The organism is Telluria sp. ZT3P26, from assembly GCF_059686035.1.
The window spans coordinates 491,386-517,302 of record NZ_JCASII010000004.1 but is presented as its reverse complement, the minus strand read 5'-3'; the positions used below and the strand labels follow the sequence as shown (position 1 = coordinate 517,302).

Sequence of the window (25,917 nt, the reverse complement as noted above, 5' to 3'; positions counted from 1 at the left end):
CATGTCGGAATCATGACTAGCACCAAAATGCATACTTGTACAGACTAGTTGGTGCACAGTTGTATTTTTGATTCGTAAAGACTTTATACGTTGACACTGCCTCGCCGGAAATGTTTTTATTGCCAAGTAGTAAAAATTCGACGCTGCTATTCGCGGTGGCAATCCAATGACATTACTGCAGGCGACATCCGTCCTGCAGGTCTTACCTGGGAAAATCGACATGATGGTTGAAACAGTGTTATCTCGATCGGTTCGACTGATCTGTGCAGGCGGCATGATTGTCGCGTTCTCGGCGGCCCACGCCCAGGACACGGCGCCCGCTACCGGCGAACCTCAGCGCGTGGAAGTGACCGGTTCACGCATCGCCACGGCCAACCTGGAAAGCATCAGCCCGGTTACCGTCGTCAACGCCAAGGACATCAAACTCGAAGGTGTGCGTTCGGTCGAGAGCCTGCTCAACAACCTGCCCCAGGTCTTCGCTGACCAGGGCGGCTCGGTCTCGAACGGCTCGACCGGTACCGCCACCGTCAACCTGCGCAATTTCGGCGCCGACCGCACCCTGGTGCTGGTCAATGGCCGCCGCCTGCCAGCAGGTAGCCCGCGCAATACCGCCGCCGACCTGAACCAGATCCCCGTGGGCCTGGTCAAGCGCGTCGAAGTGCTGACCGGCGGCGCCGGCGCCATCTACGGCTCCGACGCCGTGGCCGGTGTGGTCAACTTCATCATGGACGACAACTTCCAGGGCGTCCAGATCGACAGCAACTACCAGTTCTACAACCACCAGCAGAACGGCGGGCCGGCAGCCGACGCCGCCACGCGCCGCAACTTCACGGTGCCGGGCGACAAGAGCGCCGATGCCAAGGTCAAGGACATCAGCATCACGATGGGCGGCAACTTCGCCGATGGCCGCGGCAATGCCGTGGTCTACCTGGGCTACAAGAAAGAAGACGCGCTGCTGCAATCGGAGCGTGACTTCACGGCCTGCTCGCTGGGCGGCTCGACCACGGGCGACACGTTCAACTGTGGCGGCTCCGGCACCAGCTTCCCGGGCCGTTTCCTGGTCGGCACGCGCAGCTTCACCGTGGCCGATGCCAACGGCGGCGTGCGTCCGTATATTGGCGCAAGCGATGCCTACAACTTCGGTCCGCTGAACTATTTCCGCCGTCCGTCGGAGCGTTACACGTTCAGCTCGTTCACGCACTACGACATCAACGACAAGGCCCGCATCTACGCCGAGGCCAGCTTCCACGATGACAGCACCGTCGCCCAGATCGCCCCGTCCGGCCTGTTCGGCCTCGACGCTTCCGGCGCCAACGCGATCACCTTCGAAAACCCGCTGCTGTCGAATGCATGGCGCCAGACGCTGGGCCTGAATGCCCCCGGCGACACGGCCGACCTGGTGATCTTCCGCCGCAACGTCGAAGGCGGTGGTCGCCGCGACGACCTGAACCACACGTCCTACCGCGGCGTGGTCGGTGTCAAGGGCGATGTCGGCAACTGGAAGTACGACGTCTTCGCCCAGGTGGGCCGGGTCCGTTACGCCGAAACCTACTTTAACGACTTCTCGGTGGCGCGCAGCGCGCGTGCACTGGACGTGGTCCGTGGCCCCAACGGCGCAGCGGTCTGCCGCAGCACCCTGAACGGCATCGACCCGAACTGCGTGCCGTACAATATCTGGAGTCTCGGCGGCGTCACCAACGAAGCACTGACCTACCTGCAGACCCCGGGCTTCCAGCGCGGCAGCACCTCGCAAACCGTGCAAGGCGTCAACCTGTCGACCGACCTGGGCGAATACGGCCTGAAGATCCCGACCAGCACCGAAGGCATCGGCCTGGCGCTGGGCTGGGAACACCGCACCGAAAAACTGACGCTGGACAACGATGCCGCCTTCGAATCCGGCGACCTCGCCGGCCAGGGCGGCCCGACCAAGAACGTGAGCGGCCAGTTCAGCGTGCGCGATTACTACGCCGAAACCCGCATCCCGATCCTGCAGAAGCAGCCGTTCGCTGAACAGCTCAACGTGACCGCCAGCTATCGCAAGTCGGATTACTCGACCGGCCAGAAGACCAGCTCGTATGGTGCAGGCCTCGAGTGGGCGCCGATCAAGGAAGCGAAGTTCCGCTTCAGCTATCAGCGCGCCGCGCGCGCCGCCAACGTGGTCGAGCTGTACACGCCGGCAGGCCTTGGCCTGTACGACATGTCGTCCGACCCATGCGCCGGCGAGACCCCGACCGCGTCCCTGGCACAGTGCGCACGCACCGGCGTGACCGCTGCCCAGTACGGCAACATCGTCGACTCCCCTGCCCAGCAGTACAACCAGATCACCGGCGGCAATACGAACCTGGCGCCGGAGAAATCCGATTCCTACACGCTGGGCCTGGTGCTGACCCCGACCCGCAACACGTCGGTCACCATCGACGCCTTCGACATGAAGGTCAAGGGCATCATCGGCGGCTTGCCGGCAACGACCAGCCTCGAAAGCTGCCTGGCAACGGGCGACCCGACGTTCTGCTCGCTGATCACGCGTGACCGTCTGGGCACCCTGTGGGCGCTGGAAACCGCGCAGATCGTCGCCACCAACCAGAACCTGGGCATGTCGTCGACCAAGGGTATTGACCTGGGCGCGAACTGGAACGCCAAGCTGGGCGCCTGGGGCAGCCTGAACCTGTCGCTGATGGGCACCTACCTGAAAGAGTTCAAGCAACAGGACTTGCCAGGCGGCGATGTACGTGACTGCGCCGGCCTGCACGGTCCTACCTGCGGCGTGCCGCTGCCAAAATGGCGTCACAAGGTGCGCGCTGTCTGGGGCACCCCATGGAACGGCGTGGAACTGGGCGCGACCTGGCGTTATGTGCGCGGTGTGGATCTGGACACCGAATCGGAACCGGCTGATGCAAGCCTGGGCGCACGCAACTACCTGGATCTGGTCAGCAGCTGGCAGGTCAACCGGATCTTCACCCTGCGCGCCGGTATCAACAACGCGCTGGACAAGGATCCACCACTGTCGGGCGTGGTTGCTGCGGTTTACGGCAACGGCAACACCTACCCGCAGGTGTATGACGCGATGGGCCGTCATATCTTCCTGAACCTGACCGCCAAGTTCTGATCCCGGCGGACAGATAGAACAACGGCGCACCTCGGTGCGCCGTTTTTTTATGCCTGCTTGCTTACTCCTGGCGCAGGCGACGCTGGCGCACTGCTGCCGCCAGGCCATCGAGCACCTGCAGGCTGCTGTCCCAGTCGATGCAGCCATCGGTCACCGACTGGCCATACGTCAGTTCCTTGCCCGGCACCAGATCCTGACGCCCACCCACCAGGTTCGACTCGATCATCACGCCCACGATGCGATCGTCGCCAGCCGCAATCTGCGCGGCGATGTCGGCGCACACGGGCACCTGGTTCTCGGGCTTTTTCGAACTGTTGGCATGCGACGCGTCGATCATCAGGCGGCTGGCCAGGCCCAGCGCGGCGATCTGGCGGCAGGCTTCGTCGACGCTGGCGGCGTCGTAGTTCGGCGCCTTGCCGCCACGCAGGATGATGTGGCAATCCTCGTTGCCCGAGGTCGACACGATGGCCGAGTGGCCGCCCTTGGTCACCGATAAAAAGTGGTGCGGCTGCGACGCGGCCTTGATGGCCTCGGTCGCGATCTTGATATTGCCGTCGGTACCATTCTTGAAGCCGACCGGACACGACAGGCCGGACGCCAGCTCGCGGTGCACCTGCGACTCGGTCGTGCGCGCACCGATGGCGCCCCAGCTGATCAGGTCAGCGATGTACTGCGGGCTGATCACGTCGAGGAATTCAGTGCCGGCTGGCAGGCCCATCTCGTTGATGTCGCGCAGCAGCTCGCGTGCCATGCGCAGGCCGTCGTTGATGCGGAAGCTGTTGTCCATGTACGGGTCGTTGATCAGGCCTTTCCAGCCCACCGTCGTGCGGGGCTTTTCAAAGTAGACCCGCATCACGATTTCGAGTTCGCCGGCAAAGCGGCGGCGCTGTTCGACCAGCCGGCGCGCGTATTCGATCGCGGCCTTCGGATCGTGGATCGAGCATGGCCCGATCACCACCATCAGGCGGTCATCCTGGCCGTGCAGGATGCGGTGCAGGTCGACGCGCGCGCCGGCCGCGGTCTGCTCGGCCGCCGGGGTGACGGGGTACTCGCGGATCAGGTGCGAGGGCGGCGTCAGTTCCTTCATTTCACGGATGCGTAGGTCGTCGGTGCGGGGCATGCTGGACTCTCTTTCGTGCTCGGTTGGGTTTGGTTTTATACCGTCTGAAAATAAAAAAACCGCCATTGCTGGCGGTTTGTCTGGATGCTGCCGGGACTTTTACTGCGCGTACCCGCTGCTGTTCCACCGCCTGAGGCTGGAATGGCTAAAGTAAAAAAAGCAGGTAAAGAAAGCGTGGCGCATGATGTCGTCCGTGTTTGGTCAATTGACTATAGCAACAACCCGCAAAACTTGGCAAGCCCTTTATCCGTCGATGATGGCTTGTACAGACAGCTTGTTACCGGATACCACAGCAACGCATCATCAATGCAGCATCAGGCCGTGCCGCCGACCGTGACACCATCGATGCGCAGGGTCGGCTGGCCCACGCCCACCGGCACGCTCTGGCCTTCCTTGCCGCACACGCCCACGCCGGAATCCAGGCGCATGTCGTTGCCGATCATCGAGATGCGGTTCATCACTTCGGGGCCGTTGCCAATCAAGGTAGCGCCCTTGACCGGATAGGTGACCTTGCCGTCTTCGATCATGTAGGCCTCGCTGGCGGAGAACACGAACTTGCCGTTCGTGATATCGACCTGGCCGCCACCGAAGTTCACCGCGTACAGGCCGTTCTTGACCGAGGCCAGGATTTCCTGCGGGTCCTTGTCGCCGGCGAGCATATAGGTATTGGTCATGCGCGGCATCGGCAGGTGCGCGAACGATTCACGGCGCGCATTGCCGGTGACGGGCATCTTCATCAGGCGCGCGTTCATCGTGTCCTGGATATAGCCTTTCAGGATGCCGTCCTCGATCAGCGTCGTGCACTGGGTCGGGTTGCCTTCGTCGTCGACATTGAGCGAGCCGCGGCGGTCCTGCAGCGTGCCGTCGTCGACGATGGTGACGCCCTTGGCCGCCACGCGCTGGCCGATCATGCCGGCATACGACGACGAGCCCTTGCGGTTGAAGTCGCCCTCGAGGCCGTGGCCGACCGCTTCGTGCAGCAGCACGCCGGGCCAGCCCGGGCCCAGCACGATCGTCATCGGCCCGGCCGGCGCCGGCCGCGCTTCCAGGTTCACGCAGGCCGCCTTGACGGCATCGGTCGCGTAGCGATCAAGCACCTCATCAGTAAAGTAAGCATAGTCGAAGCGCCCGCCGCCGCCGGACGAGCCGACTTCGCGCCGCCCGTTCTGCTCGGCGATGACGGTGACCGACACGCGCACCAGCGGCCGGATATCGGCCGCCAGCACGCCATCGCTGCGCAGCACCAGCACGACATCGTATTCGCCGGCCAGGCCGGCCATCACCTGCACCACACGCGGGTCTTTGGCGCGCGCCATCTTTTCGACGCGTTCGAGCAGCGTCACCTTGGCCGTCGCATCGAGCGAGGCCAGTGGATCGTTGGGCAGATACAGCGAGCGCCCGCCGCTGTGCTGCGTGCTGCGCGCGATCTTGATGCGCCCGGCGCCCTGGCGCCCGATGGTGCGGGTGGCAGAGGCAGCGTCCAGCAGCGCCTGTTCGGAAATCTCGTCGGAATACGCGAACGCCGTCTTTTCGCCCGACACTGCGCGCACGCCAACGCCCTGGTCGATCGAGAAGCTGCCGCTCTTGACGATGCCTTCTTCGAGGCTCCAGCCTTCGCTCTTGGTGAACTGGAAATACAGGTCGGCATAGTCGACCTTGTGCGTGAACATCGATCCCAGTGCGCGCAGCAGCTTGTCTTCGTCCAGGCCGAATGGCGTCAGCAGGACGTCACGGGCAACGGCGATGGCGGAAAGATTCGGTTCGAATGGCGTCATGGTGGTTCGATTCAGGCGTCGGTTGGAACGGGCATTGTGCCATATCCCGTTTGTTCGCATCGCTGCGCCAGGTGCATGTGACAGCCTGGTTTACATCTTCCGGTGCCGCAGCGCCGGCAGGCTGTCGCGCACGCCGCGCAGAAAGGCCGGATCGAGTTCGCCCGTGATCACGCCCTCGCCTTCCGGCAGCACCGCCTTGACCTCGCCCCACGGGTCGACCAGCATGCTGTGGCCCCAGGTGCGGCGGCCATTCACGTGCATGCCGCCCTGGGCCGCAGCCAGCACATAGCACTGGTTCTCGATGGCGCGCGCGCGCAGCAGCACTTCCCAGTGCGCGCGGCCGGTGGTGTAGGTAAAGGCGGCGGGCACGATGATCAGGGCGCACTCGCCCATCGCGCGGTACAGCTCGGGAAAGCGCAGGTCGTAGCACACCGACAGCCCGACGCGCCCGAACGGCGCGTCGAACACGCCCACCGCGTCGCCCGGCACGATGGTGCGCGCCTCGTCGTACGATTCGGCGCCCTTGTTGAAGCCGAACAGGTGGATCTTGTCGTAGCGGCTCATCGATACGCCCTGCGGGTCGTACACGAGCGTGGTATTGAGGACCTTGCCGGCGCTTGGCGAGACAATGGGCAGCGTGCCGCCGACCAGCCAGATGCCGTGCTCACGCGCCAGATCCGCCATGCAGTCCTGGATCGGACCGGCACCCGGCTCTTCGGCCAGCGCCACCTTGTCGACATCGGTCATGCCCATGATCGGCCAATACTCGGGCAAGGCCACGAGCGTGGCGCCCTTGCCGGCGGCCTCGGCCACGAGGCGGCGTACGGTGACCAGGTTGTCTTGAAGGTGCGGAGTGGAAATCATCTGGATCGCGGCGACGGTCGTCATGTCATTCCTTGCTGGCGGTGGGGGTGGCTGGTGTGCTGACAGGGACGCTGTCAGGTCCGTTGGGGATTTTGGTAATGGTCGGCGATTTCCACGGCCCTGTCACCTGCATCTGGTAGGTCAGCGCCTTCATCACCGGTGCACGCAGGAACAGCTGGGCCAGATAGCCGCCCAGGCCCAGCACCGGATTGACGGCCAGGCCATACACGAGCGGGCCGGTGCCCAGATTGAATTCCGGGATCACCACCACGCGCAGATTGGTCGACTCATTGGCAATGTCGGCCGTGCCATTCATCAGCACGGTCGCTGCCACGCCATGCATTTTGAGGTTATCGGTGCGCACTACGCCGCGCGTGATCATCGCGTTGGCCGTGATGCCGTCGAACGCCAGGCCGTTGGAGAACACGTCATGGAAGTCGAGCTTGAGCAGGCGCGGCAAGGCTTGCAGGCTGAGCACGCCCAGCAGCTTGGCCGCGCCCGGGTCCTGTTTGAGGAACTGGCCCGATTCAACGTTCATCTCGATCTGGCCCGACAGGCTCGGGATGTCCATCGCATACGGCAGGCCGGCCCACGAGATGTCGCCGCGCAGGTAGCCGTTGCCGCGCCCGATCGTGTCCGGGAAACCCACGCGGTCGAGCAGGCGCCCGGCATTGTCCATGTCGAGCGAGAAGTTCAGGCTGGTATTGCTCTTGCCATCCTTGGTCAGCCAGCGGCCCGACGCCTTCAGCTGGCCATCGGGGTTGCTCAGGGCCAGCCGGTCGATGCGCCATTCGCGTCCGGCCAGCGCGCGCACATTGCTGGCGTCCAGTTCCAGGCGCCCCAGGTTGGTATTGAACAGCTCGAAGCGTTCGGCCACGATGTCGAGCGACGGGATGCTGGCCGTGGCGCCCTTGTTCGACTCGAGCAGGTCCTTGACCTCGGCCTCGGCCGATTCCGGGATCACGAGCGAGGCCAGGCGCGCCGTGACCTTGCCCAGGCCGCTGGGCGTCTCGGCCCAGGTCAGGTAGCCGCTGGCCTGGCGCGAATGCAGGTTGGCGCGCCAGGTGTCGCCCACGTGCGTGGCGCCGATGACCACGTCGGCCACGCGCCGTTCGCCCACGGTCAGTTCGCTGACCCGGCCGGCCACCACCGTCGGCAGCACGTACTGGGTGAAGTCGGCGCCGCCGGCCGGCGTAGCATCGGGCGCCGGAGCAGGCGCGTTCCTGTCCATGCCGGCAATGGCGCGGCCCGCCGCCAGCCAGTGGTCGACATTGAGCGCTTTCATGTCCAAGTGCGCCATCAGGCCCTGGTCCGGGCGCGGCGCCGGCACGTTCACGCCGATACCGCCATGGGTTACGCGCCAGGCGCCCTTGCCCTGCTTTTCGCGCTCGTAGCGCGCGCCCAGGCCCTGCCCCACATCGACGCGGATGACGTCGCGCGCCAGCCCCTCGACGGTTGGCTCGCCCTCGAGCACGAAGTGCAGCGGCAGGTTCGCATCCTGCACCTTGTTCAGTGGCGCCGGCAGTTCAATGCCCAGCCCGGCCAGTACCGAATCGATGGTGATCGTGCGATGCCCGGCCTTGACGACGATCTCGCCGCGATACGGCGTGCTGCCCGACAGGCGCTCGGCCAGGCGGCCCAGTGCCGGCACCGGCGCGGTGCGGCGCATGCCCTCGGCCGACAGCGTGCCGGCCAGCGTGACGCGCGTGCTGCCGTCCGGCGCCGTGCCGCCGCCCACCGCCAGCGGCGCGCCCAGGAAATCGGCGCCGACGCCTTCCAGGCCGAAGCCGTGATCGTGGAACGCGATGTTTCCGTGGGCGTTCTGCAGCGCCGGCAGCTCGGGGAACAGCACCACGTCGTTGCCCTGCAAGTGCAGGTTGCCCTGCACTTTGGCTTCGTTCAGGTGCGACAGCGGCAGGCGCAGCTTCAGGTCGAGCCTTGCGTTGCCGCTGCCCTGCGTGTCTTCGGTGAAGTGGCCGATCCAGCCCAGCACCGGCGTGGCCGCCACGTAGCGCAGGAATTCCTGCAGCGGCCCGGCGCCGGCGCCATCGATTTCCAGCATCATCTTGTCATGCGCGCCCAGGTCGGGGATCACGGCCTTGACGTTCGACAGCGCCACGCCCAGCGTGCGCAGGCTCCTGCCCGTGATTTCCATGCGCGCGCGGTCGAACACGATGCGCCCGTCAATGGCTTCGGCCAGTGGCCACAGCGGCGTGCCGTCCGGATGGCGGTGGCCAGGCGCGTATTCGAGCCGCGCGCCTGCCAGGCGTCCGGCGACGCGAAATTCGCCGGTATCAAGAGTCTTGAACGGAAACTGCGCGAGGTCGCCGCGCAGGCGCAGCGTGGTGTCGTGCAGCTGGCCGCCCTGCAGCGCGCCGACCAGCCAGTCGTGCAGGCCGTGCGGCGTGGCCAGCGGCAGGAAGGTGCCGATCCTGTCGATCGGGAAACCGTCGAGATTGCCCGTGAAGTCGGCCGTGCCGGGGCCGTGACCCGGCGTGAGCGGCATGACATGGCGGCCCGAGACCGATCCCTTGAACGCGCCCTGGGCAAAATCCAGGTCCTCGACATCGACCTGCAATTGGCGGCCCGCGTCAAACTGCCAGCGCGCATCAAGGGCGAAGCGGTCGAACGACATGCGCGGCGCGGCGAACCAGGCCGGCATGTTCAGGGCAAATTGCTGCGAGTCGAGCCTGACGCTGCCGGCGCGCTCGCTGGCGTCGATGCGCCCGCTCAGGTTCTCGAAGCCGGGTGTGGCAGCCCGTCCCGGGCGCGCGGCCTGGGCCTTGAGCGCCAGTCCGGCGACATCGCCGCGGATGCGCCAGCCCGTCACGCCCGGGTAGCGGCCATCCCATTCGACACCGACATCCTGCAACACCCCGCGCGGCGCGTAATCGGCCAGCAGGCCGCGCTGCACGGGCGAGATCGGCAGGTACTGGGCCAGCGCCGCCAGCGCGCCGATATCAAGCCCCTGCGCACGCAGCGTGCCGTGCTCGGGCTTGCCGTTCGCGGCGGGCCGCCAGGTCTGTTCGAGCGTGGCCGGCGGCAAGGCGCGGCCATCGCGCGCCACCACCGTGAAATTGTCGAGCCGCAGTGCGTGGCCGTTCGCGCCGAAGGTCGGCTTGCCGTCGACCTTGCCGGGCAGCAGCGTTTCACGCGCGCTCAGCCGGCCCGACACGCGCGCCAGTTGCAGCGGCGCGATGTCCGAGCCCAGGCGCGCATTCACGCCGGCCAGCGCCAGGTCGGCGGTAAAGCCGGCCAGGCGGGCCTGGTCGACGTTGATCCAGGTGCGCAGCGAGCCGCGCCCCCGTTCGAGCTGGATCGGATAATCGACGAAACGCTTCCAGGCGCCCAGGTCGACGTCGCGCAGGTCGGCGTACAGCTCGCCCTTCCAGCGCGTGACATCGGACGGTTGCTGGCCGAAGCGGTGCCGGAAGCGCGCGCGGATGTCGATCGGGCCGCCAAGCCGCGCCGGCGGCGTGGCCGTCAACGCCACATGGTGCGCACCCCAGCGGTTGAGCAGCGCCAGCGTAACGCCCTGCAGCGCCAGCGGCGGCGTGCCGCGCAGTTCGTCGACCCAGTCGATGCGGCCATCGCGGATGACGATTTCGCGCTGGCGCAGCAGCCAGTCGGCGCCGGCACCATCGCCCTGCTGCTGGTCGAGCCGCACGCCGGCCACGACCAGCACGCCGTCGCGGCCGCGCCGCACCGACAGGCGCGGGCCAATGATGTCCAGGGATGCAAACCGGGGTTCGAGCGCGGCGATGCTCCACCAGCCGATCGTGGCGTCGACCTGCGGCAAGGCCAGCACTTGCCGGCCCCGGCGGTCGTGCAGGCGCACGTCGCGCAGCGACAGCGCCGGGCGCATCCCGTGCCAGGACGCCGCCAGCTGCGAGATCGTGACGCGGCTGCCCAGCGCATTGCCGGCGACGCGCTCGATGTCGTTCTTGTACAGGTCGATGTTGGGGAGGATGGCGTAGCGCAGCACCAGGAACAGCACGGCCAGCGCGAAATACACGACCAGCAGCAGCTTGATCGCAAAGCCCAGCACGTGGTGCGAGGCCAGGTTCGTGAAGCGGTAGCATGCACGCAGCCGGCGCCAGCGTACGGCCAGCGGCCGGGACGCGGATGTCGCCTGCGGATCCGGGTTGTGCATCAAGGTGCTAATAACAAAGGCTCGCCGAAAAATGTATAGCTTAAAAAACAGGTCGCTTGCATGCGTTGCGGCGTCTACCTTACCATCGGTGCTGACCCGGGCAGCAGCGACGGCCTGTTAGCGGGCCATTTTAACGCATCGACTGCCTGCCGGCCCCGACTAATGGCCTATTGAAACGGCCGTCCATCGCGTTTCCCAGGATCAACGATGACCGAAGTTTCCCCTGCACCACAAACTGCCCCGGACACTGTTGTCGTTCCGGTTACCGCATCGCGTTTCGTCGCGCGCTGGCTGGGCGCCGCGCCCGAGCGTGCCGGCCAGCTGGCCGACTTGTCCGCAGCATCGCTGGCCGGCGCCGATTTCCGGGCGCTGCTGGACGGCGAACTGGCCAAGGGCTTGCCGCTCGAGCGCGCGATGCGCCGGGTGCGCAACCTGTTGATCTCGACCATCGTCGCGCGCGATCTCGGCGGCCAGGCCGACCTCGATGAAGTCGTCACCGCGATGACGGCCTTTGCCGACTTCGCGATCCAGACCCACGTGGCGAGCCTGATGGCCGAGCTGGTCGCGGCGCACGGGATGCCGGTCGGCGACGACTCGGGCCGCCCGCAGCACCTGATCGTGCTGGCCATGGGCAAGCAGGGTGGCGGCGAACTCAATGTGTCGTCGGACATCGACCTGATCTTCGTGTACCCGGAAGACGGCGACACGGCCGCTGCGGCCGGCCAGCGCCAGCTGTCGAACCACGAATTCTTCATCCGCCTGGGGCGGCGCCTGAGCGCAGCCTTGTCCGAGGTGATCGAGGATGGCTTCGTGTTCCGGGTCGACATGGCGCTGCGCCCGAACGGCAAGTCGGGCCCGCTGGCGGCCAGCTTCGGCATGGTCGAGGAATACCTGATCGTCCAGGGCCGCGAATGGGAGCGCTATGCATGGGTGAAGGCGCGCGCCGTCACGGGCGAGCCGGATGACATCGCGGCGCTGGACGCGATCGTGCAACCGTTCGTCTTCCGCCGCTACCTGGACTTCGGCGTCATCGACGCAATCCGCACGATGCACGCCCAGATCCGCGCCGAGGTCAAGCGCCAGGAGCGCCTGCATCCCGAGCGCAGCCACAACGTCAAGCTGGGCCGTGGCGGTATCCGCGAGATCGAGTTCCTGGCCCAGGTGTTCCAGCTGATCCGCGGCGGGCGCGACCCGGCCCTGCGCGAGCGCTCCACGCGCAAGACGCTGCTCCTGCTGGCCGAACGAGAACTGCTGACGGTCGACACGGTCGAACGCCTGCTGGCAGCCTACACCTTCCTGCGCAACCTCGAACACCGCCTGCAATACATTGAAGACGCCCAGACCCACACGCTGCCGGTCAGCGACGACGACCGCCTGACCGTGGCGCGGATGATGGGTTGCCCGGACGAAGCGACACTGCTTGCGCGGCTGGAAGAGCAGCGCACGTTCGTCGCGCAGCAGTTCGACGCGATCTTCGCCGACAAGGAAGCGCCCGACCAGGACCCCGACGCGCCGGCGCTGGTCGACGACCTGGACAACCTCGATGCGCTGGCCGAGCGCCTGGCGGGCCTGGGCTTCAACGACACACGCAGTGCCGCCGGCCGCCTGACCAACACGCTGCAGGGCGCGCGCCTGGCCAGCCTGCCCGACTTCAGCCGCGTGCGCCTGCTGGCGCTGGTCGAGGCCGCCCTGCCCCTGATCGCCACCGTCGTCAAGGACGCGGGCATGGGCAGCCACGCTGCCACGCTGGGGCGCCTGCTCGACCTGTTCGAGGCGATCGCGCGCCGCTCGGCCTACCTGGCGCTGCTGACCGAATACCCGCACACGCTCGAGCGCGTGATCCGCATGATCAATGCCAGCGGCTGGGCCGCGACGTTCCTGACCCAGCACCCGATCCTGCTCGACGAGCTGCTGGACGACCGCAATGCCGGCGCCGAAGCGCTGCCGCAACTGGCAGCCACCCTCGACACGCAGTTGACGGACGCGGCCGGCGACACCGAGCGCCAGCTCGACATCCTGCGCGAGACGCACCACGCGCAACTGTTCCGCCTGCTGGCGCTGGACCTGGCCGGCGAACTGTCGGTCGAGCACCTGGCCGACCATCTGTCGGCGCTGGCCGACACGATCGTCGGCGCCGTGGTCACGCACGCCTGGCGCGCGGTCAACGGTCACCACCGCGAGGTGCCGCGCTTTGCCGTCATCGCCTACGGCAAGCTGGGCGGCAAGGAACTGGGGTATGTGTCCGACCTGGACGTGATCTTCCTGTACGACGACGACGACGGTGATGCGCCGCCCCTGTACGCCAGGCTGGCGCAGCGCTTCATCACCTGGATGACGGCGCCGACGCCGGCCGGCATCCTGTTCGACATCGACATCGCCCTGCGCCCGGACGGCGCCAGCGGGATGCTGGTCTCGTCCGTTGCCGCCTTCGAGCGCTACCAGAACGAGGCGGCCTGGATCTGGGAGCACCAGGCGCTGACGCGGGCGCGCTTCTGCGCCGGCGACGCCGCCATCGGCGCGCGTTTCGAAGCGATCCGCGAACAGGTGCTGCGCAAGGACCGCTCTGACCAGGCTGCGGTGCTGAAGAACGAAGTGGTGCAGATGCGTGCGCGCATGCATGACGCGAACCTGAACCGCAGCACGCAGTTCGACCTCAAGCACGACGCGGGCGGCATGATCGACATCGAGTTCATCGTGCAATACCTGGTGCTGCGCCACGCGCACACCTACCCGCAGCTGACCGCCAATGCCGGCAACATCGCCCTGCTGCACCTGTGCGGCGAACTGGGCCTGATCGATGCGGCGCTGGCCAGCCAGGTCGCGGCCGCCTACCGCGCGATGCGCAAACTGCAGCACAGCGTGCGGCTGCAGGGCCACGACAAGACGCGGGTCGAACCGGCCCAGGTGGGCGCCCATCCCGACAGCGTGCTGCGCCTGTGGCACGCCTGTTTTACCAATTGATTCCATGCGCACCACCCTGGTGCGCATGGTTTTTCCCCGCACCACCTCCATCCAGAAGCACAGTTTATTGCACCCCAAAAGTACATGCCGACTGCTGACTTTTTAGTCATTTAATTTCTTTTTTTTTAACTGTTGTATTCGCAACAGAAATGCCCTCCTGACATATTGACGCCGGTCAAGACCAAATGGTTTGATACCTGAGGGGTATGCATATCCAACAAAAAGTATCGCGTTTTGCTGGGCATGCCCCGGTTCGCCGATCAATCATAAGACTGCCCCGCACCACGGGGCTCAGGATGGAGAGCACATGCAACAACGTACCAAGATCGCACTGGCCGTAACGCTGGCGCTGACGTCGATGACCGCCATCGCACAAGAGACCTTGCAACGCGTCGAAGTGACCGGTTCCCGCATTCGCCAGGTCGACCTGGAAACGGCGCAGCCGGTCCAGGTCATGAGCCAGGAACAGATCCAGAAGAGTGGTCTGGTCACCGTTGGCGACATCATCAACAGCATGTCCTCGGCCGGTGTGCCAGCCTTCTCGCGCGGTTCGTCGCTGGGCGCGAGCCGCGAACAGGGCGGCCAGTTCCTCGACATGCGCAACCTGGGCGCGCAGCGCCTGCTGGTGCTGGTCGATGGCAAGCGCTGGACCCAGTCGGTCAGCGGCTACACCGACATGTCGACGATCCCGTCGGCACTGATCGAGCGCGTCGAAATCCTGAAGGATGGCGCCTCGTCGATCTACGGTTCGGATGCGATCTCGGGTGTGGTCAACATCATCCTGAAGAAAACCATGCAGGGCGGCCAGGTCAGCGTCTACCACGGCCAGAACGAAGAAAACGACGGCAAGACCAAGGATTACTCGGTCACCTACGGCGCCGGCGACGACAAGGCGTCGCTGCTGTTCGGCCTGACCCATACCGACCAGGGCGGCGTCTGGGCGCGCACGCGCGACATCACGGCCTCGACGAATGGCCCGACGCGGCCGAATTCGGCACTGGGCAGCGGCCCGTGGGGCCGTATCCGCCAGGTCAGCCCGACCGGCGCCGTGACCGGCTTTGACCGCGTGCTGAACCATACCGGCGGCCCGCTGGGTGATGGCGTGGGCCAGGACGCGCGCAATCCGGCCAACTACCATCCCTTCACCAATGCGCCGGCCGACCTGTTCAACTCGACCAGCCAGATGCACTTCCTGACGCCCACCAAGCTGACCTCGATCTTCGTCAAGGGCGAAGTCGAACTGCCGGCCAATATGCGCTTCAAGACCACCGCGATGTACGCCGATCGCACCTCGTCGCGTCAGGTTGCCGGCTACCCGCTGAGCTCGACCTCGCAGTCCCGCTTCCCGGTGTATGTCGACAAGGACAGCTACTACAACCCGTACGGCAATTCGGTGGCCGGCGCCGGCAACGGCCAGGACCTGTTCTTCTACCGCCGCACGATCGAAGTGCCGCGCGTGACCGACAACAGCAACCGCAGCCTGCACATCGATGCCGCGCTTGAAGGCGAATTCACGCTGCGCACGCTGCCGTGGAACTGGAGCATCGGCTACAACCACAACACGGTCGATGGCCTGGTCAGCGGCTACGGCGACCTGAACCTCATCAACCTCAAGCGCGCCCTCGGCCCGTCGTTCCGCAATGCGGCCGGCGTGGTCCAGTGCGGCACCGCCGCCGCGCCGATCGGCCTGGGCGAATGCACCCCGTGGAACATCCTGGGCGGCCCGTCGGCCTCGACCCCGGAAGCGCTCGACTACGTGATGTCGACCGCCCAGGCGACCTACAGCTCGGTCGTCAACAGCGCCACTGCCGACATCAGCGGCGAACTGTTCACGCTGCCAGCCGGCGCGGTCGGCATCGCCGGCGGCATCGAGCACCGCGAAGTGCGTGGCGACGACGTGCCGGGCCAGTTCGAACGCTCGGGTTACTCGTCGAGCCTGGCCGGCAATCCGACCTATGGCCGCTACACGGTGCGCGAAGCCTACCTGGAAGCGAACATCCCGCTGCTCAAGGATGTGCCGTTTGCCCAGCTGCTCAGCGTCAACCTGGCGTCGCGTTATTCGGACTACTCGAACTTCGGCTCGACCACCAACAGCAAGGCCAGCTTCATGTGGAAGCCGGTGCGTGACGTCCTCACGCGCGGTACCTACGCCGAAGGCTTCCGCGCCCCGACACTGGGCGACACGTTCGGCGGCGGCTCGCAGACCTTCGCCAGCTACCTCGACGCCTGCGACAGCGTCGTCGGCGAAGCGGCCGTCAACCCGGCCGTGGCCCAGCGCTGCGCGGCGCGCGGCGTGCCTGCCGGCTTCCGCCAGAAGAACCAGACGGGCGCGAACGTGCCTGCCACCGGCGGCCAGACCCCGTTCCCGTTCACGACCGGCGCCGGCAACAGCTTCCTGCTGCCGGAAACGGCCAAGACCCGCACGCTGGGCCTGGTCCTGAGTCCGTCGAGCGTGCCGGGCCTGTCGGTCTCGGTCGACTGGTTCAACATCAAGATCGACAACCTGATCACGGGCGTGTCGGCCACCGACACGATCGAGGAATGCTTCCTGTACAACGTGGAAAACTTCTGCTCGCTGATCACGCGTGACGCCAGCGGCCAGGTCGTCGATCTGCAGATCGGCAATACCAACCGCGGCAAGGTCGAGACTGAAGGCGTCGACGTGGCGATCAGCTACCGCCTGCCGCGCACGGCCTGGGGCCAGTTCGGCATCCGCAGCGAAACGACCTACACGGACACGTACAAGCAGCAATCGACCCCGGATTCGGAATGGGTTGAATACGCCGGCGAATACGACACGTTCCGCGTCAAGTCGAACACGTCGCTCGACTGGAGCATGGGCAACTGGAGCGCGACCTTCACGGCCCGCTTCTTCAGCAGCCAGAAGAACCGTTGCTTCTCGCTGACCCTGCCGGGCGAATGCTCGGACCCGACCGCCAAGACCAGCTGGGGCACCGGCTACACACGCGCCAAGGAGATGTGGTACGGCGACCTGTCGATCGGCTACGCGCTGCCATGGAACGCCAAGCTGCTGATCGGTGCGAACAACATCTTCGACAAGAAGCCGGTCATCAACTACAGCGCCGGCTCGGCCACCGGCGGCAACTCGTCGTCGTCGTCGGTCAGCCCGGAATTGCCGATCGATCGATTTGTCTACGTTCGCTACAATCAATCGTTCTAAGCAATTTCGTAACGCATAGCAATTTAATTGCGCAAAAAGCCCGTCCGGCGCAAGCCGGGCGGGCTTTTTGACGTCTAACCGAACTTAGATCAGCAAGTAACCGCACAGTCAATTACATGTTAGGTGGAAAATAAGTAAATACACATTTCTGCAACAAAACGGTCACATTCTCGCCCTTCTAGTGCGTATGCATTGACAGTGAAGCGCCCCGAATGGTTTTATTGCTGACTTGAAAAGTCGTTTAACCAAATTAGTTGGCGTTTTTCAGCGAGTCGCCCCGCGACATTTTTCGGTGGCAGGTCCTTACCCAGGTCCCGCCGCGCATACACCCCTAGGAGTTCTGCAACATGATGGAAACACTCTTGTCCCGTTCGGTCCGCGCTATCTGCCTCGGCGGTATGACCCTTGGCATGACCGCTGCGATCGCGCAGGAAGTCGCTGCGCCACAGCGCGTTGAAGTGACCGGTTCGCGTATTCGCCAGGTTGACCTGGAAACGGCTCAGCCGATCCAGATCCTGAACCAGGAACAGATCCAGAAGACCGGTCTGGTGACCGTCGGTGACGTCCTGAACAACCTGTCGTCGGCAGGCGCACCGGACTTCTCGCGTTCGGGCTCGCTGACGTCGAACACCGAAGCTGGCGGCCAGTACGTCAGCCTGCGTAACCTGGGCGCAAACCGCCTGCTGGTGCTGGTCGATGGCAAGCGCTGGACCCAGACCGTTGCCGGCTACACCGACTTGTCGACCATCCCGTCGGCAATGATCGAGCGCATGGAAATCCTGAAGGATGGCGCATCGTCGATCTACGGTTCGGACGCAATCGCAGGCGTGATCAACATCATCCTGAAAAAGAACATGCAGGGCGGCCAGCTGTCGATCTACAACGGTCAGAACGAAAAGAATGACGGCAAGAACAAAGACTACTCGCTGACCTACGGCGCAGGCGACGACAAGGCATCGCTGATGTTTGGCCTGTCGCACACCGAACAAGGTCGTGTCGGCACCCAGACCCGTGACATCACCCGTTTCCAGAACGGCCCGGCACACCCGTTTGACGGCCTGGGCGCAGGTCCATGGGGTCGTATCGCTCCGGTCAATCCAGCCAACGGCGGCGCACTCACCAGCGCTGCAGCTGGCGGCTTCAACCGCTACCTGAACCACACCGGTTCGTTCGACGGTTCCGGCGTCGGCGCAGATTCGCGCAACCCGGCCAACTACCACACGAACTCGTCGGCAATCCAGGAAGACAAGTACAACAGCACCCAGGACATGGACCTGCTGTCGCCGAACAAGCTCGATACGCTGTTCGTCAAAGGCGAGATCGCTCTGCCAAAAGACATGCGCCTGAAGACCACTGCGATGTACTCGCAGCGTCAGTCGCTGCGTCAGATCGCCGGCTATCCGCTGCAATCGACGTCGCAGAACAACTACAAGGTCTATGTCGACAAGGACAGCTACTACAACCCGTACGGCAACCAGGTTGCCGGCGCCGGTCGTGGCCAGGATCTGTTCTTCCAGCGTCGTACCATCGAGCTGCCACGCGTCACCGACAATGAAAACCGCACCCTGCACATCGATGCCGCCCTCGAAGGCGACTTCACGGTCCGGGATCTGGCGTGGAACTGGAGCGTTGGCTACAACCACAACAAGGTTTCGGGTACCGCAACCGACACCGGCAACATCAACCTGCTGAACCTGAAGCAAGCCCTCGGCCCATCGTTCATGAACGCATCGGGCGTCGTCCAGTGCGGCACCGCGGCAAACCCGATCGGCCTGGCATCGTGCACCCCGTTCAACATCCTGGGTGGCCCATCGGCATCGACCCCGGAAGCGCTGGCATTCGTCAACACGACCGGCACCAAGACCTACGGCTCGACCATCAACAGCGCAGTTGCTGACCTGGCCGGCGAACTGTTCCAGCTGCCAGCAGGCGCAGTCGGCCTGGCAGTCGGCCTGGAACACCGCGAAGTCAAGGGTTCGGACGTTCCTGACCAGTTCTCGCAGTCGGGCTACTCGACCAACCTGTCGGGTCAGGCAACCTACGGCCGCTACACCGTGCGTGAAGCGTATGCCGAGCTGAACGTTCCAGTCCTGAAGGCACAGCCATTCGCAGAACTGCTGAGCTTCAACCTGGCAACCCGTCACTCGGACTACAGCAACTTCGGCGTGACCAACAACAGCAAGGCCAGCTTCATGTACAAGCCGGTCAAGGACGTGCTGTTCCGCGGTACCTGGGCTGAAGGCTTCCGCGCCCCAACCCTGGACGATATCGCCGGCGGCGGTTCGCAGTCGTTCGACACCTTCACCGACCCATGCGACACCCGCTTCGGTGAAGCAGCTCGCAACCCTGCAGTGCAGGCACGTTGCGCCTCCGGCTTCGGCGGCGTCACCGGCACCCCGGTCAACTACCGTCAGCTGCAGCAGGCTGGTGGCGCGATCACCAGCGCCAGCGGCACCCAGTCGCTGGTCGCCTTCAACAGCGGCGCTGGTAACGAGTTCCTGACCCCTGAAACCGCAGTCACCAAGACCATCGGCTTCGTCTACAGCCCATCGTTCGTGCCTGGCCTGTCGGTTGGTCTGGATTGGTACAACATCAAGATCGACAACCGCATCACCGCAATCGGTGCTGAATACGTCGTCGACGAGTGCTACATCCAGGGCAATGCGAACTTCTGTAACTCGCTGCGTCGCGATCCTGCCAACGGTAACCTGACGGCCCTGTCGCGCGGTAACGCCAACCTGGGCGAGATGGAAACCGAAGGTCTGGACCTGGCAATTTCGTACCGCCTGCCACGTACCGCCTACGGCCAGTTCGGCTTCCGCAACGAAACGTCGTACACCGACAAGTTCCGTACCCGCAGCGGTGCTGATCAGGACTGGGCAGAGTACGTCGGTGACTACTTCTACAACCGCGTCAAGTCGAACACGTCGATCGACTGGTCGCTGGGTAACTGGAACGCAACCTGGGGCTTCCGTTACTACAGCCCGGTCAAGGACCAGTGCTGGGATGTTGAAGCACTCATCGAGTGCAACATGCCAAACGTTGAGACCGCTTCGTTCGGTACCGGCGCCAACAAGCTGGGTTCGGTCACGATTCACGACCTGAGCGTTGGCTACAAGACCTCGTGGGATGGCCGCTTCCTGTTCGGTATCAACAACGTCTTCGACAAGTCGCCACGTATCGTCTACAGCAGCCAGGCATCGGCTTCGAAGATCGACGCAGACCAGCTGCTGGACCGCTTCTTCTACGTCCGCTACACCCAGAACTTCTAATGGACCGGGGTCGCAAGACCCTGTCCTGAAGTCCTGACCAATGCCCGCCCGGCCCAGCCTGGCGGGCATTTTTACATCCCTGCCCTGCCCGCTTGGTGCCGACGCGGTATCATGGCGGTTTGCCTGCGGCGCTGCCGCGTGACTCCCTCCCCGTATGACCATCAAACTCAAGAACGACAAAGACATCGCCAAGATGCGTGTGGCCGGCCGCATGGCCGCCGAAGTGCTGGACATGATCAAGGAATTCGTCGTGCCCGGCGTCTCGACCGAAGAACTCGACCGCCGCTGCCACGACTACATCCGCAAGGTACAAAAGGCCACGCCGGCCAATATCGGCTACCACGGCTTCCCGAAAACCCTGTGCACGTCGATCAACGGGGTGGTCTGCCACGGCATCCCCAGCGAGAAGGACATCCTCAAGGACGGCGACATCGTCAACATCGACGTGACCGTGATCAAGGATGGCTGGCATGGCGACACGAGCCGCATGTACTTTGCCGGCACGCCGTCGCCCGAGGCGAAGAAGCTGGTGGAAGTCACCTATGACGCGATGATGGCCGGCATCCGCGCGGTCGGCCCGGGCGCGCGCCTGGGCGACGTCGGCCATGCGATCCAGAAGCTGGCCGAAGGCGCCGGCTACTCGGTCGTGCGCGACTACTGCGGCCACGGCATTGGCCGCGTCTACCACGAAGAACCGCAGGTGCTGCACTATGGCCGCAAGAACACGGGCCTGCTGCTGAAGGAAGGCATGACCTTCACGGTCGAGCCGATGATCAATATGGGTGCCGATGACGTGATCCAGCTGGAGGACGGCTGGACCGTGATGACGCGCGATGGGTCGCTGTCGGCGCAGTGGGAACACATGCTCGTGGTGACAAAAAACGGCGCCGAGATCCTGACGCCGTGGCCGGACACGCGCTGACCGGCACCAGCTCCGGGGCACAACGGACAAGGGCCGGAACCGCATGCGGTTCCGGCCCTTTTTCCTGTCCGCCAGGCCAGGCCGGACAGGGATTCACCCTGGCTGCCTAGAAGCTGTAACGGGCCGACGCGGTGAAGTAGCGGCCGTATGGATTATGCAAGCCTTCGTTGTAGCCGGCCAGTGGCGCACCCGACGTCGCGCCATAGCGCGGGTCGAACGGCGCTGCCTTGTCGAACAGGTTCTGGATGTTGAAGGTCAGCGACAGGTTCTGGATACCGGTGTAGGTGTACCCGACGCCGAACCGCACCCATTCCTTGACCTTGCAGTCCGGGAACTCAGCGAGGTAGCCCGGCACGGTAATGCTCGCGCTTGGCATGCTCGGATTGGTCGCTGGCTGGTAATGGCAGAACGCTGCCTCATAGGTCGTCTGGTTGTCGTACTTGCGCAGCAGCGAGACCGGGCCGGTATAGTTGACGTTGGCACTGAAGGCATGCGCGCCGCGGGTCAGCGAAGCGGACAGGCTCGTTTTCCAGCGCGGCAGGTCGATGCCACTGCTCAGGTTCCAGTCGATCAGACCGGCGTTGTAGCCAACCAGATTGCGCTCGGCGTCGCCCCGTTCCTGCTGCAGCGTGTACGAGTGCAGGTAGGCCGAGGTGAGCTTGGCGCTGAAATTGCCCCAGTCGCCCAGGTTCTTGCGGAAGGCGACATCGATGTCGATGCCCTGCACTTCCACCGAGCCCTTGTTCTGCCATGGCTGGCGTACGGTCAACAGCGGGCCGGTGCCCGGAATCGGGCGGCCTGCCGCGTCGGTGACGAAGTTGGCAGGATTCTGGTCGCGCACGATCAGGTCCGGATTGGTGTCTTCGTCGCGCAATGCGTCAAAGGCCGTGCCGAGCGCCACTTCGCCTTCCTTGCGGATTTTGTAGAAGTCCAGGCCGATATCGAAGCTCGGGGTCGGCGAGAACAGGATGCCGAAGGTGTAGCTCTTCGATTCTTCCGGCTTGAGGTCCGGGTTGGCGCCACCGGTGCCGGAGGCCGACTTGCGGCAATCGACTTCGGTCGCGTTCGGCTTTGGTGTCACTTCGTCGCTCTCGCAACGGCGGCGGTCGAACAGGTTGTTGAGGAAGAACTGCGCGCCCCCTGGCGTCACCTGCGACAAGGCCGGGGCCCGGAAGCCTTCGGAGTAGCTGCCGCGCAGCGCCAGGCTGTCGATCACGGTCCATTTGGCGCCCACCTTGGGCACGAAGTTGGTCTTGATGCCCGGGTACTTGTCCCAGCGACCGGCAAAGTCCATCTCGAAGTTCTTGAGGAACGGCGTACGCACTTCGACGAAGGCCGACTTGACGTCACGCTCGCCATCGATGACGGTATTCGCCAGGCCGTAGATCTGGCCGGATGCCAGCAACGCATCCGGGTTCATCTTCAGCTTTTCACGGCGCGCTTCGGCGCCCACCGCAACGCCGATCGCGCCGCCGCCCAGCTGGCCGAACTGAGTATTGGCCTTGGCGTCGATATGCGTGATCGACGATTTGTCGTTGCTCTGGGTCCTGCGGAACAGGTCCGGGTTGGCGGAGAGCTGCGCCAGCGTGGTGCCAGCGTTCAGCTGGCGCAGTACCGGCAGGTACAGGCGGCCCTCGTAGCTGTCCTTGCGGCGTGCTTCGTTGTAGAGCACGCCGACTTCCCAGTCCCAGTTGAAATGCGAGCCTTGCAGGCCCGTGAGCAGGCGACCCTGTTCATTGATCGTCTCGGTGCCGCTCGGGGCATTCTCGAAGCGGTAGGCGACCGAGGCGCGCGCCGTCGGGAACGGGTTGTCCGGGTGCCCGATCGGCAGGATCGTCTGGTAGGTCGGCGCCACGCCGGCCGCGGTGAAGTTGGTCACCGGTGCGGTGCCGATCGTGATCGGGTTGGCCGTGTAGAGACGTTCGGTGCGGGCGTAGGCGCCCTCGACGAAGGCGCGCACATTCGGGCCGAGCTTGATCGTGCCGCGGGTTAGCAGACTGGCATCCTTGCCCTCGCCCGTGCCTTCCAGGTTCTGGTTGGTGTCGTAGTTGCAGAAAGTGCGACCAACGAACACGCTGGTTGCCGCCAGGCCCATCGCGGTCGAGCCGGTCAACTGGCGCGATGGGTCGCAGTTCGTGCTCAGGCGCAGGCGGTCGGCGGCGTTGGCGCGGGTCGCCGTGAACTGGCCGGAGCCCGGCGCGGTCTCGCGGTAGAACGCAGGGGCGCCCGATATCGTGCTGCCGTACGGCGTGGCATAGCGGTTTGTCAGGCGGCGGTACTGGTCGAACTCGATGTCCTTGACGTTTTCGCGCAGTACGCGGTCGCGGTCGGACAGGTCGGCCGTGAAGAACACATTGTAGCCATCGGTGTCCAGATTGCCCGTGCCGGCCACGACATTGACGCCCTTGCGCTTGAATTCATTGTCGTCGTTGGCGCTCACGCGCGCCGAGATCTCGGCGCCGTTGTAGTTCGAGCGGGTGATGAAGTTGATCACGCCGCCGATCGCATCCGACCCGTACACGGCAGAAGCGCCATCACGCAGGATCTCGACACGCTCAAGGGCGGCCAGCGGGATCGCGTTGAGGTCGTACAGCGTCGAGTTGCCATCGTTCGGATCGGCATACGCCACCGGCGTCATGCGACGCCCGTTCAGCAGGATCAGCGTGGAGCTGGAAGACAGCCCGCGCAGCGATGCGGTCGACACACCACGGGAAAACCCGCCGTCGTTGGTGTCGAGGTTCACATCCGAACCCATCGCCGGCACCAGGCGAATCAGTTCGGTCACCGTGGCGGCGCCGGTTTCGCGAATATCCTTCGCGGTGATGACCTGGATAGGCTGGGTGCCTTCCTTCTCGGTGCGCTTCAGATTCGATCCCGTGACGTACACGGTCTGGGCACCCTCGCTGCCGGCGTTTTGCGCTGACGCGTAGGGGGACGTCGCAATGGCCATGGCGACCAGGATGACGCTGTGTTTCAGTACAGGCGGCTTCATTGATTCCCTCTCTCTGCGTTTATATTTATTAGAGATATTCGTGCATGACACGTACATACACGCAATAAGTTTCGCAGATGGAATCAAGAAAGAAAATGATTAATATAAATAAAATTCATTTTGCCAACAACGTGTTGTGTTTTCCAAACACCGACTTTTATTCGATGGAATCGTTGAAATCGTAATATCTATATTACATATTCAGCCTAAAGCAAAATTATTACCACCGGTCATCACCACGGACAGCATTGCCTGGTCACACCAAAAAAGAGCAATGTCGACCGTTAACGGTGCACACAGGTACGATCAATGCAGCATGTTTTATGACACGCCGCCTCTGTCATCTGTACTGGGCAAACAGCACCAAACGAGTGCACTGCCGGACGCGGTCAGCATGCGCACAACCGTACGGGGCGTCGCCCACAAATTCGGCAACCTCGGGCCGATGGCAGGCGTAAAAAAACCCGGTTGCTGGCAGCAACCGGGTTTTCAGTGAAGCGCCAGCAGATTACTTGGCGTTCATCAGTGCGACGGTGGTGTCGAGCATGCGGTTCGAGAAGCCCCACTCGTTGTCGTACCAAGACGTCACTTTCACCAGGCGGCCCGACACTTTGGTCAGGGTCGCGTCGAAGTTCGACGACGCCGGGTTGTGGTTGAAGTCAACCGACACCAGCGGCTCGGTCTGGTACGTCAGGATGCCGTTCAGCGCGCCGTCGGCGGCCGTCTTCATGATCTGGTTGATTTCTTCGACGGTGGTGTCGCGCTTGGCGATGAAGGTCAGGTCGACGATCGACACGTTGATGGTCGGCACGCGAATCGCGAAGCCGTCCAGCTTGCCGTTCAGTTCCGGCAGCACCAGGCCGACTGCAGCGGCAGCGCCGGTCTTGGTCGGGATCATCGACTGCGTGGCCGAACGGGCGCGGCGCAGGTCTTCGTGCATCACGTCGGTCAGCACCTGGTCGTTGGTGTACGAGTGCACGGTGGTCATCAGGCCGGTTTCCAGGCCGATGGCGTCATGCAGTGGCTTGACCAGCGGGGCCAGGCAGTTGGTGGTGCACGATGCGTTCGAGATCACGGTGTCCGAGCTTTTCAGCACGTCCTGGTTCACGCCGAACACGATCGTTGCGTCGACATCCTTGCCGCCCGGGGCCGAGATGATGACTTTCTTGGCGCCGCCCTTGATGTGGGCCGATGCCTTTTCTTTGGTGGTGAAGAAGCCGGTGCACTCGAGCACGACATCGACGCCCAGCTCGCCCCATGGGATTTCCGCAGGGTTGCGCTGTGCGAACACACGGATCGGATCGCCGTTGACGATCATGTTGTCGCCTTCGACCGTGACGGTGCCAGGGAACTTGCCGTGGGCCGTGTCGTAGCGGGTCAGGTGGGCGTTCGACTCGGCATTGCCGAGGTCATTGATCGCCACGATCTGGATGTCCTGTTTCTTGCCGCCTTCGTAGAATGCGCGCAGGATATTGCGGCCGATACGGCCATAACCATTGATTGCAACTTTGATCGTCATGCTTGGCTCCTGATTAGAAAAAAAACTTTTTCGTAACGAACATAGTAAAACG

11 protein-coding genes are annotated in these 25,917 nt (G+C 64.2%); 5 read left to right on the top strand and 6 right to left on the bottom strand.

Going from position 1 to position 25,917, the window contains the following annotated elements; all coding sequences use genetic code 11:
* Positions 1 to 274: 274 nt before the first annotated feature.
* Positions 275 to 3,106, top strand: coding sequence for a TonB-dependent receptor domain-containing protein (locus AC56LN_RS15925; protein WP_499573110.1), 2,832 nt, complete (start codon positions 275 to 277; stop codon positions 3,104 to 3,106).
* Positions 3,107 to 3,167: 61 nt separating this feature from the next.
* Here AC56LN_RS15925 and aroG read toward each other — a convergent pair whose 3' ends face one another.
* From aroG to AC56LN_RS15905, 4 genes are all read right to left on the bottom strand, one after another.
* Positions 3,168 to 4,226, bottom strand: a complete 1,059-nt coding sequence (gene aroG / locus AC56LN_RS15920; RefSeq protein WP_482897657.1) for a 3-deoxy-7-phosphoheptulonate synthase AroG — start codon at positions 4,224 to 4,226, stop codon at positions 3,168 to 3,170.
* Between the two features lie 314 nt (positions 4,227 to 4,540).
* Positions 4,541 to 6,001, bottom strand: a complete 1,461-nt coding sequence (gene tldD, locus AC56LN_RS15915) for a metalloprotease TldD (RefSeq protein WP_499573109.1) — start codon at positions 5,999 to 6,001, stop codon at positions 4,541 to 4,543.
* 90 nt (positions 6,002 to 6,091) lie between these two features.
* Positions 6,092 to 6,889, bottom strand: a complete 798-nt coding sequence (locus tag AC56LN_RS15910; RefSeq protein ID WP_499573107.1) for a carbon-nitrogen hydrolase family protein — start codon at positions 6,887 to 6,889, stop codon at positions 6,092 to 6,094.
* A 1-nt stretch (position 6,890) separates the two neighbouring features.
* Positions 6,891 to 11,018: a YhdP family protein gene (locus AC56LN_RS15905; RefSeq protein WP_499573105.1), complete on the bottom strand. Its 4,128-nt coding sequence runs from the start codon at positions 11,016 to 11,018 to the stop codon at positions 6,891 to 6,893.
* 207 nt (positions 11,019 to 11,225) lie between these two features.
* Between AC56LN_RS15905 and glnE the strand changes: the two genes are divergently transcribed.
* The 4 genes from glnE to map all read left to right on the top strand — a co-directional run bounded on the left by glnE (position 11,226) and on the right by map (position 21,354).
* On the top strand, positions 11,226 to 13,979 hold the full coding sequence (gene glnE / locus AC56LN_RS15900; RefSeq protein ID WP_499573103.1) for a bifunctional [glutamate--ammonia ligase]-adenylyl-L-tyrosine phosphorylase/[glutamate--ammonia-ligase] adenylyltransferase: 2,754 nt from the start codon (positions 11,226 to 11,228) through the stop codon (positions 13,977 to 13,979).
* 307 nt (positions 13,980 to 14,286) lie between these two features.
* Positions 14,287 to 17,160: a TonB-dependent receptor domain-containing protein gene (locus AC56LN_RS15895; RefSeq protein ID WP_499573101.1), complete on the top strand. Its 2,874-nt coding sequence runs from the start codon at positions 14,287 to 14,289 to the stop codon at positions 17,158 to 17,160.
* 410 nt (positions 17,161 to 17,570) lie between these two features.
* Positions 17,571 to 20,432 (top strand): TonB-dependent receptor domain-containing protein, encoded by a 2,862-nt coding sequence (locus tag AC56LN_RS15890; RefSeq protein ID WP_499573099.1) that lies wholly within the window; start codon positions 17,571 to 17,573, stop codon positions 20,430 to 20,432.
* A 154-nt stretch (positions 20,433 to 20,586) separates the two neighbouring features.
* Complete coding sequence (gene map / locus AC56LN_RS15885; RefSeq protein ID WP_499573098.1) at positions 20,587 to 21,354, top strand: type I methionyl aminopeptidase; 768 nt, start codon at positions 20,587 to 20,589, stop codon at positions 21,352 to 21,354.
* Between the two features lie 106 nt (positions 21,355 to 21,460).
* Here map and AC56LN_RS15880 read toward each other — a convergent pair whose 3' ends face one another.
* Together AC56LN_RS15880 and gap are read right to left on the bottom strand one after the other, a co-directional pair.
* Positions 21,461 to 24,346 (bottom strand): TonB-dependent receptor domain-containing protein, encoded by a 2,886-nt coding sequence (locus AC56LN_RS15880; protein WP_499573097.1) that lies wholly within the window; start codon positions 24,344 to 24,346, stop codon positions 21,461 to 21,463.
* Positions 24,347 to 24,854: 508 nt separating this feature from the next.
* Complete coding sequence (gap, locus tag AC56LN_RS15875; protein WP_499573095.1) at positions 24,855 to 25,865, bottom strand: type I glyceraldehyde-3-phosphate dehydrogenase; 1,011 nt, start codon at positions 25,863 to 25,865, stop codon at positions 24,855 to 24,857.
* Between the last annotated feature and the right edge of the window lie 52 nt (positions 25,866 to 25,917).

Excerpts from the sequence above, each read along its gene's own strand:
- aroG (WP_482897657.1), bottom strand. The coding sequence starts at position 4,226 with ATGCCCCGCACCGACGACCTACGCATCCGTGAAATGAAGGAACTGACG.
- AC56LN_RS15895 (WP_499573101.1), top strand. The coding sequence starts at position 14,287 with ATGCAACAACGTACCAAGATCGCACTGGCCGTAACGCTGGCGCTGACG.
- glnE (WP_499573103.1), top strand. The coding sequence starts at position 11,226 with ATGACCGAAGTTTCCCCTGCACCACAAACTGCCCCGGACACTGTTGTC.
- AC56LN_RS15890 (WP_499573099.1), top strand. The coding sequence starts at position 17,571 with ATGACCGCTGCGATCGCGCAGGAAGTCGCTGCGCCACAGCGCGTTGAA.
- AC56LN_RS15880 (WP_499573097.1), bottom strand. The coding sequence starts at position 24,346 with ATGAAGCCGCCTGTACTGAAACACAGCGTCATCCTGGTCGCCATGGCC.
- AC56LN_RS15910 (WP_499573107.1), bottom strand. The coding sequence starts at position 6,889 with ATGACGACCGTCGCCGCGATCCAGATGATTTCCACTCCGCACCTTCAA.
- tldD (WP_499573109.1), bottom strand. The coding sequence starts at position 6,001 with ATGACGCCATTCGAACCGAATCTTTCCGCCATCGCCGTTGCCCGTGAC.
- gap (WP_499573095.1), bottom strand. The coding sequence starts at position 25,865 with ATGACGATCAAAGTTGCAATCAATGGTTATGGCCGTATCGGCCGCAAT.
- AC56LN_RS15925 (WP_499573110.1), top strand. The coding sequence starts at position 275 with ATGATTGTCGCGTTCTCGGCGGCCCACGCCCAGGACACGGCGCCCGCT.
- map (WP_499573098.1), top strand. The coding sequence starts at position 20,587 with ATGACCATCAAACTCAAGAACGACAAAGACATCGCCAAGATGCGTGTG.
- AC56LN_RS15905 (WP_499573105.1), bottom strand. The coding sequence starts at position 11,018 with ATGCACAACCCGGATCCGCAGGCGACATCCGCGTCCCGGCCGCTGGCC.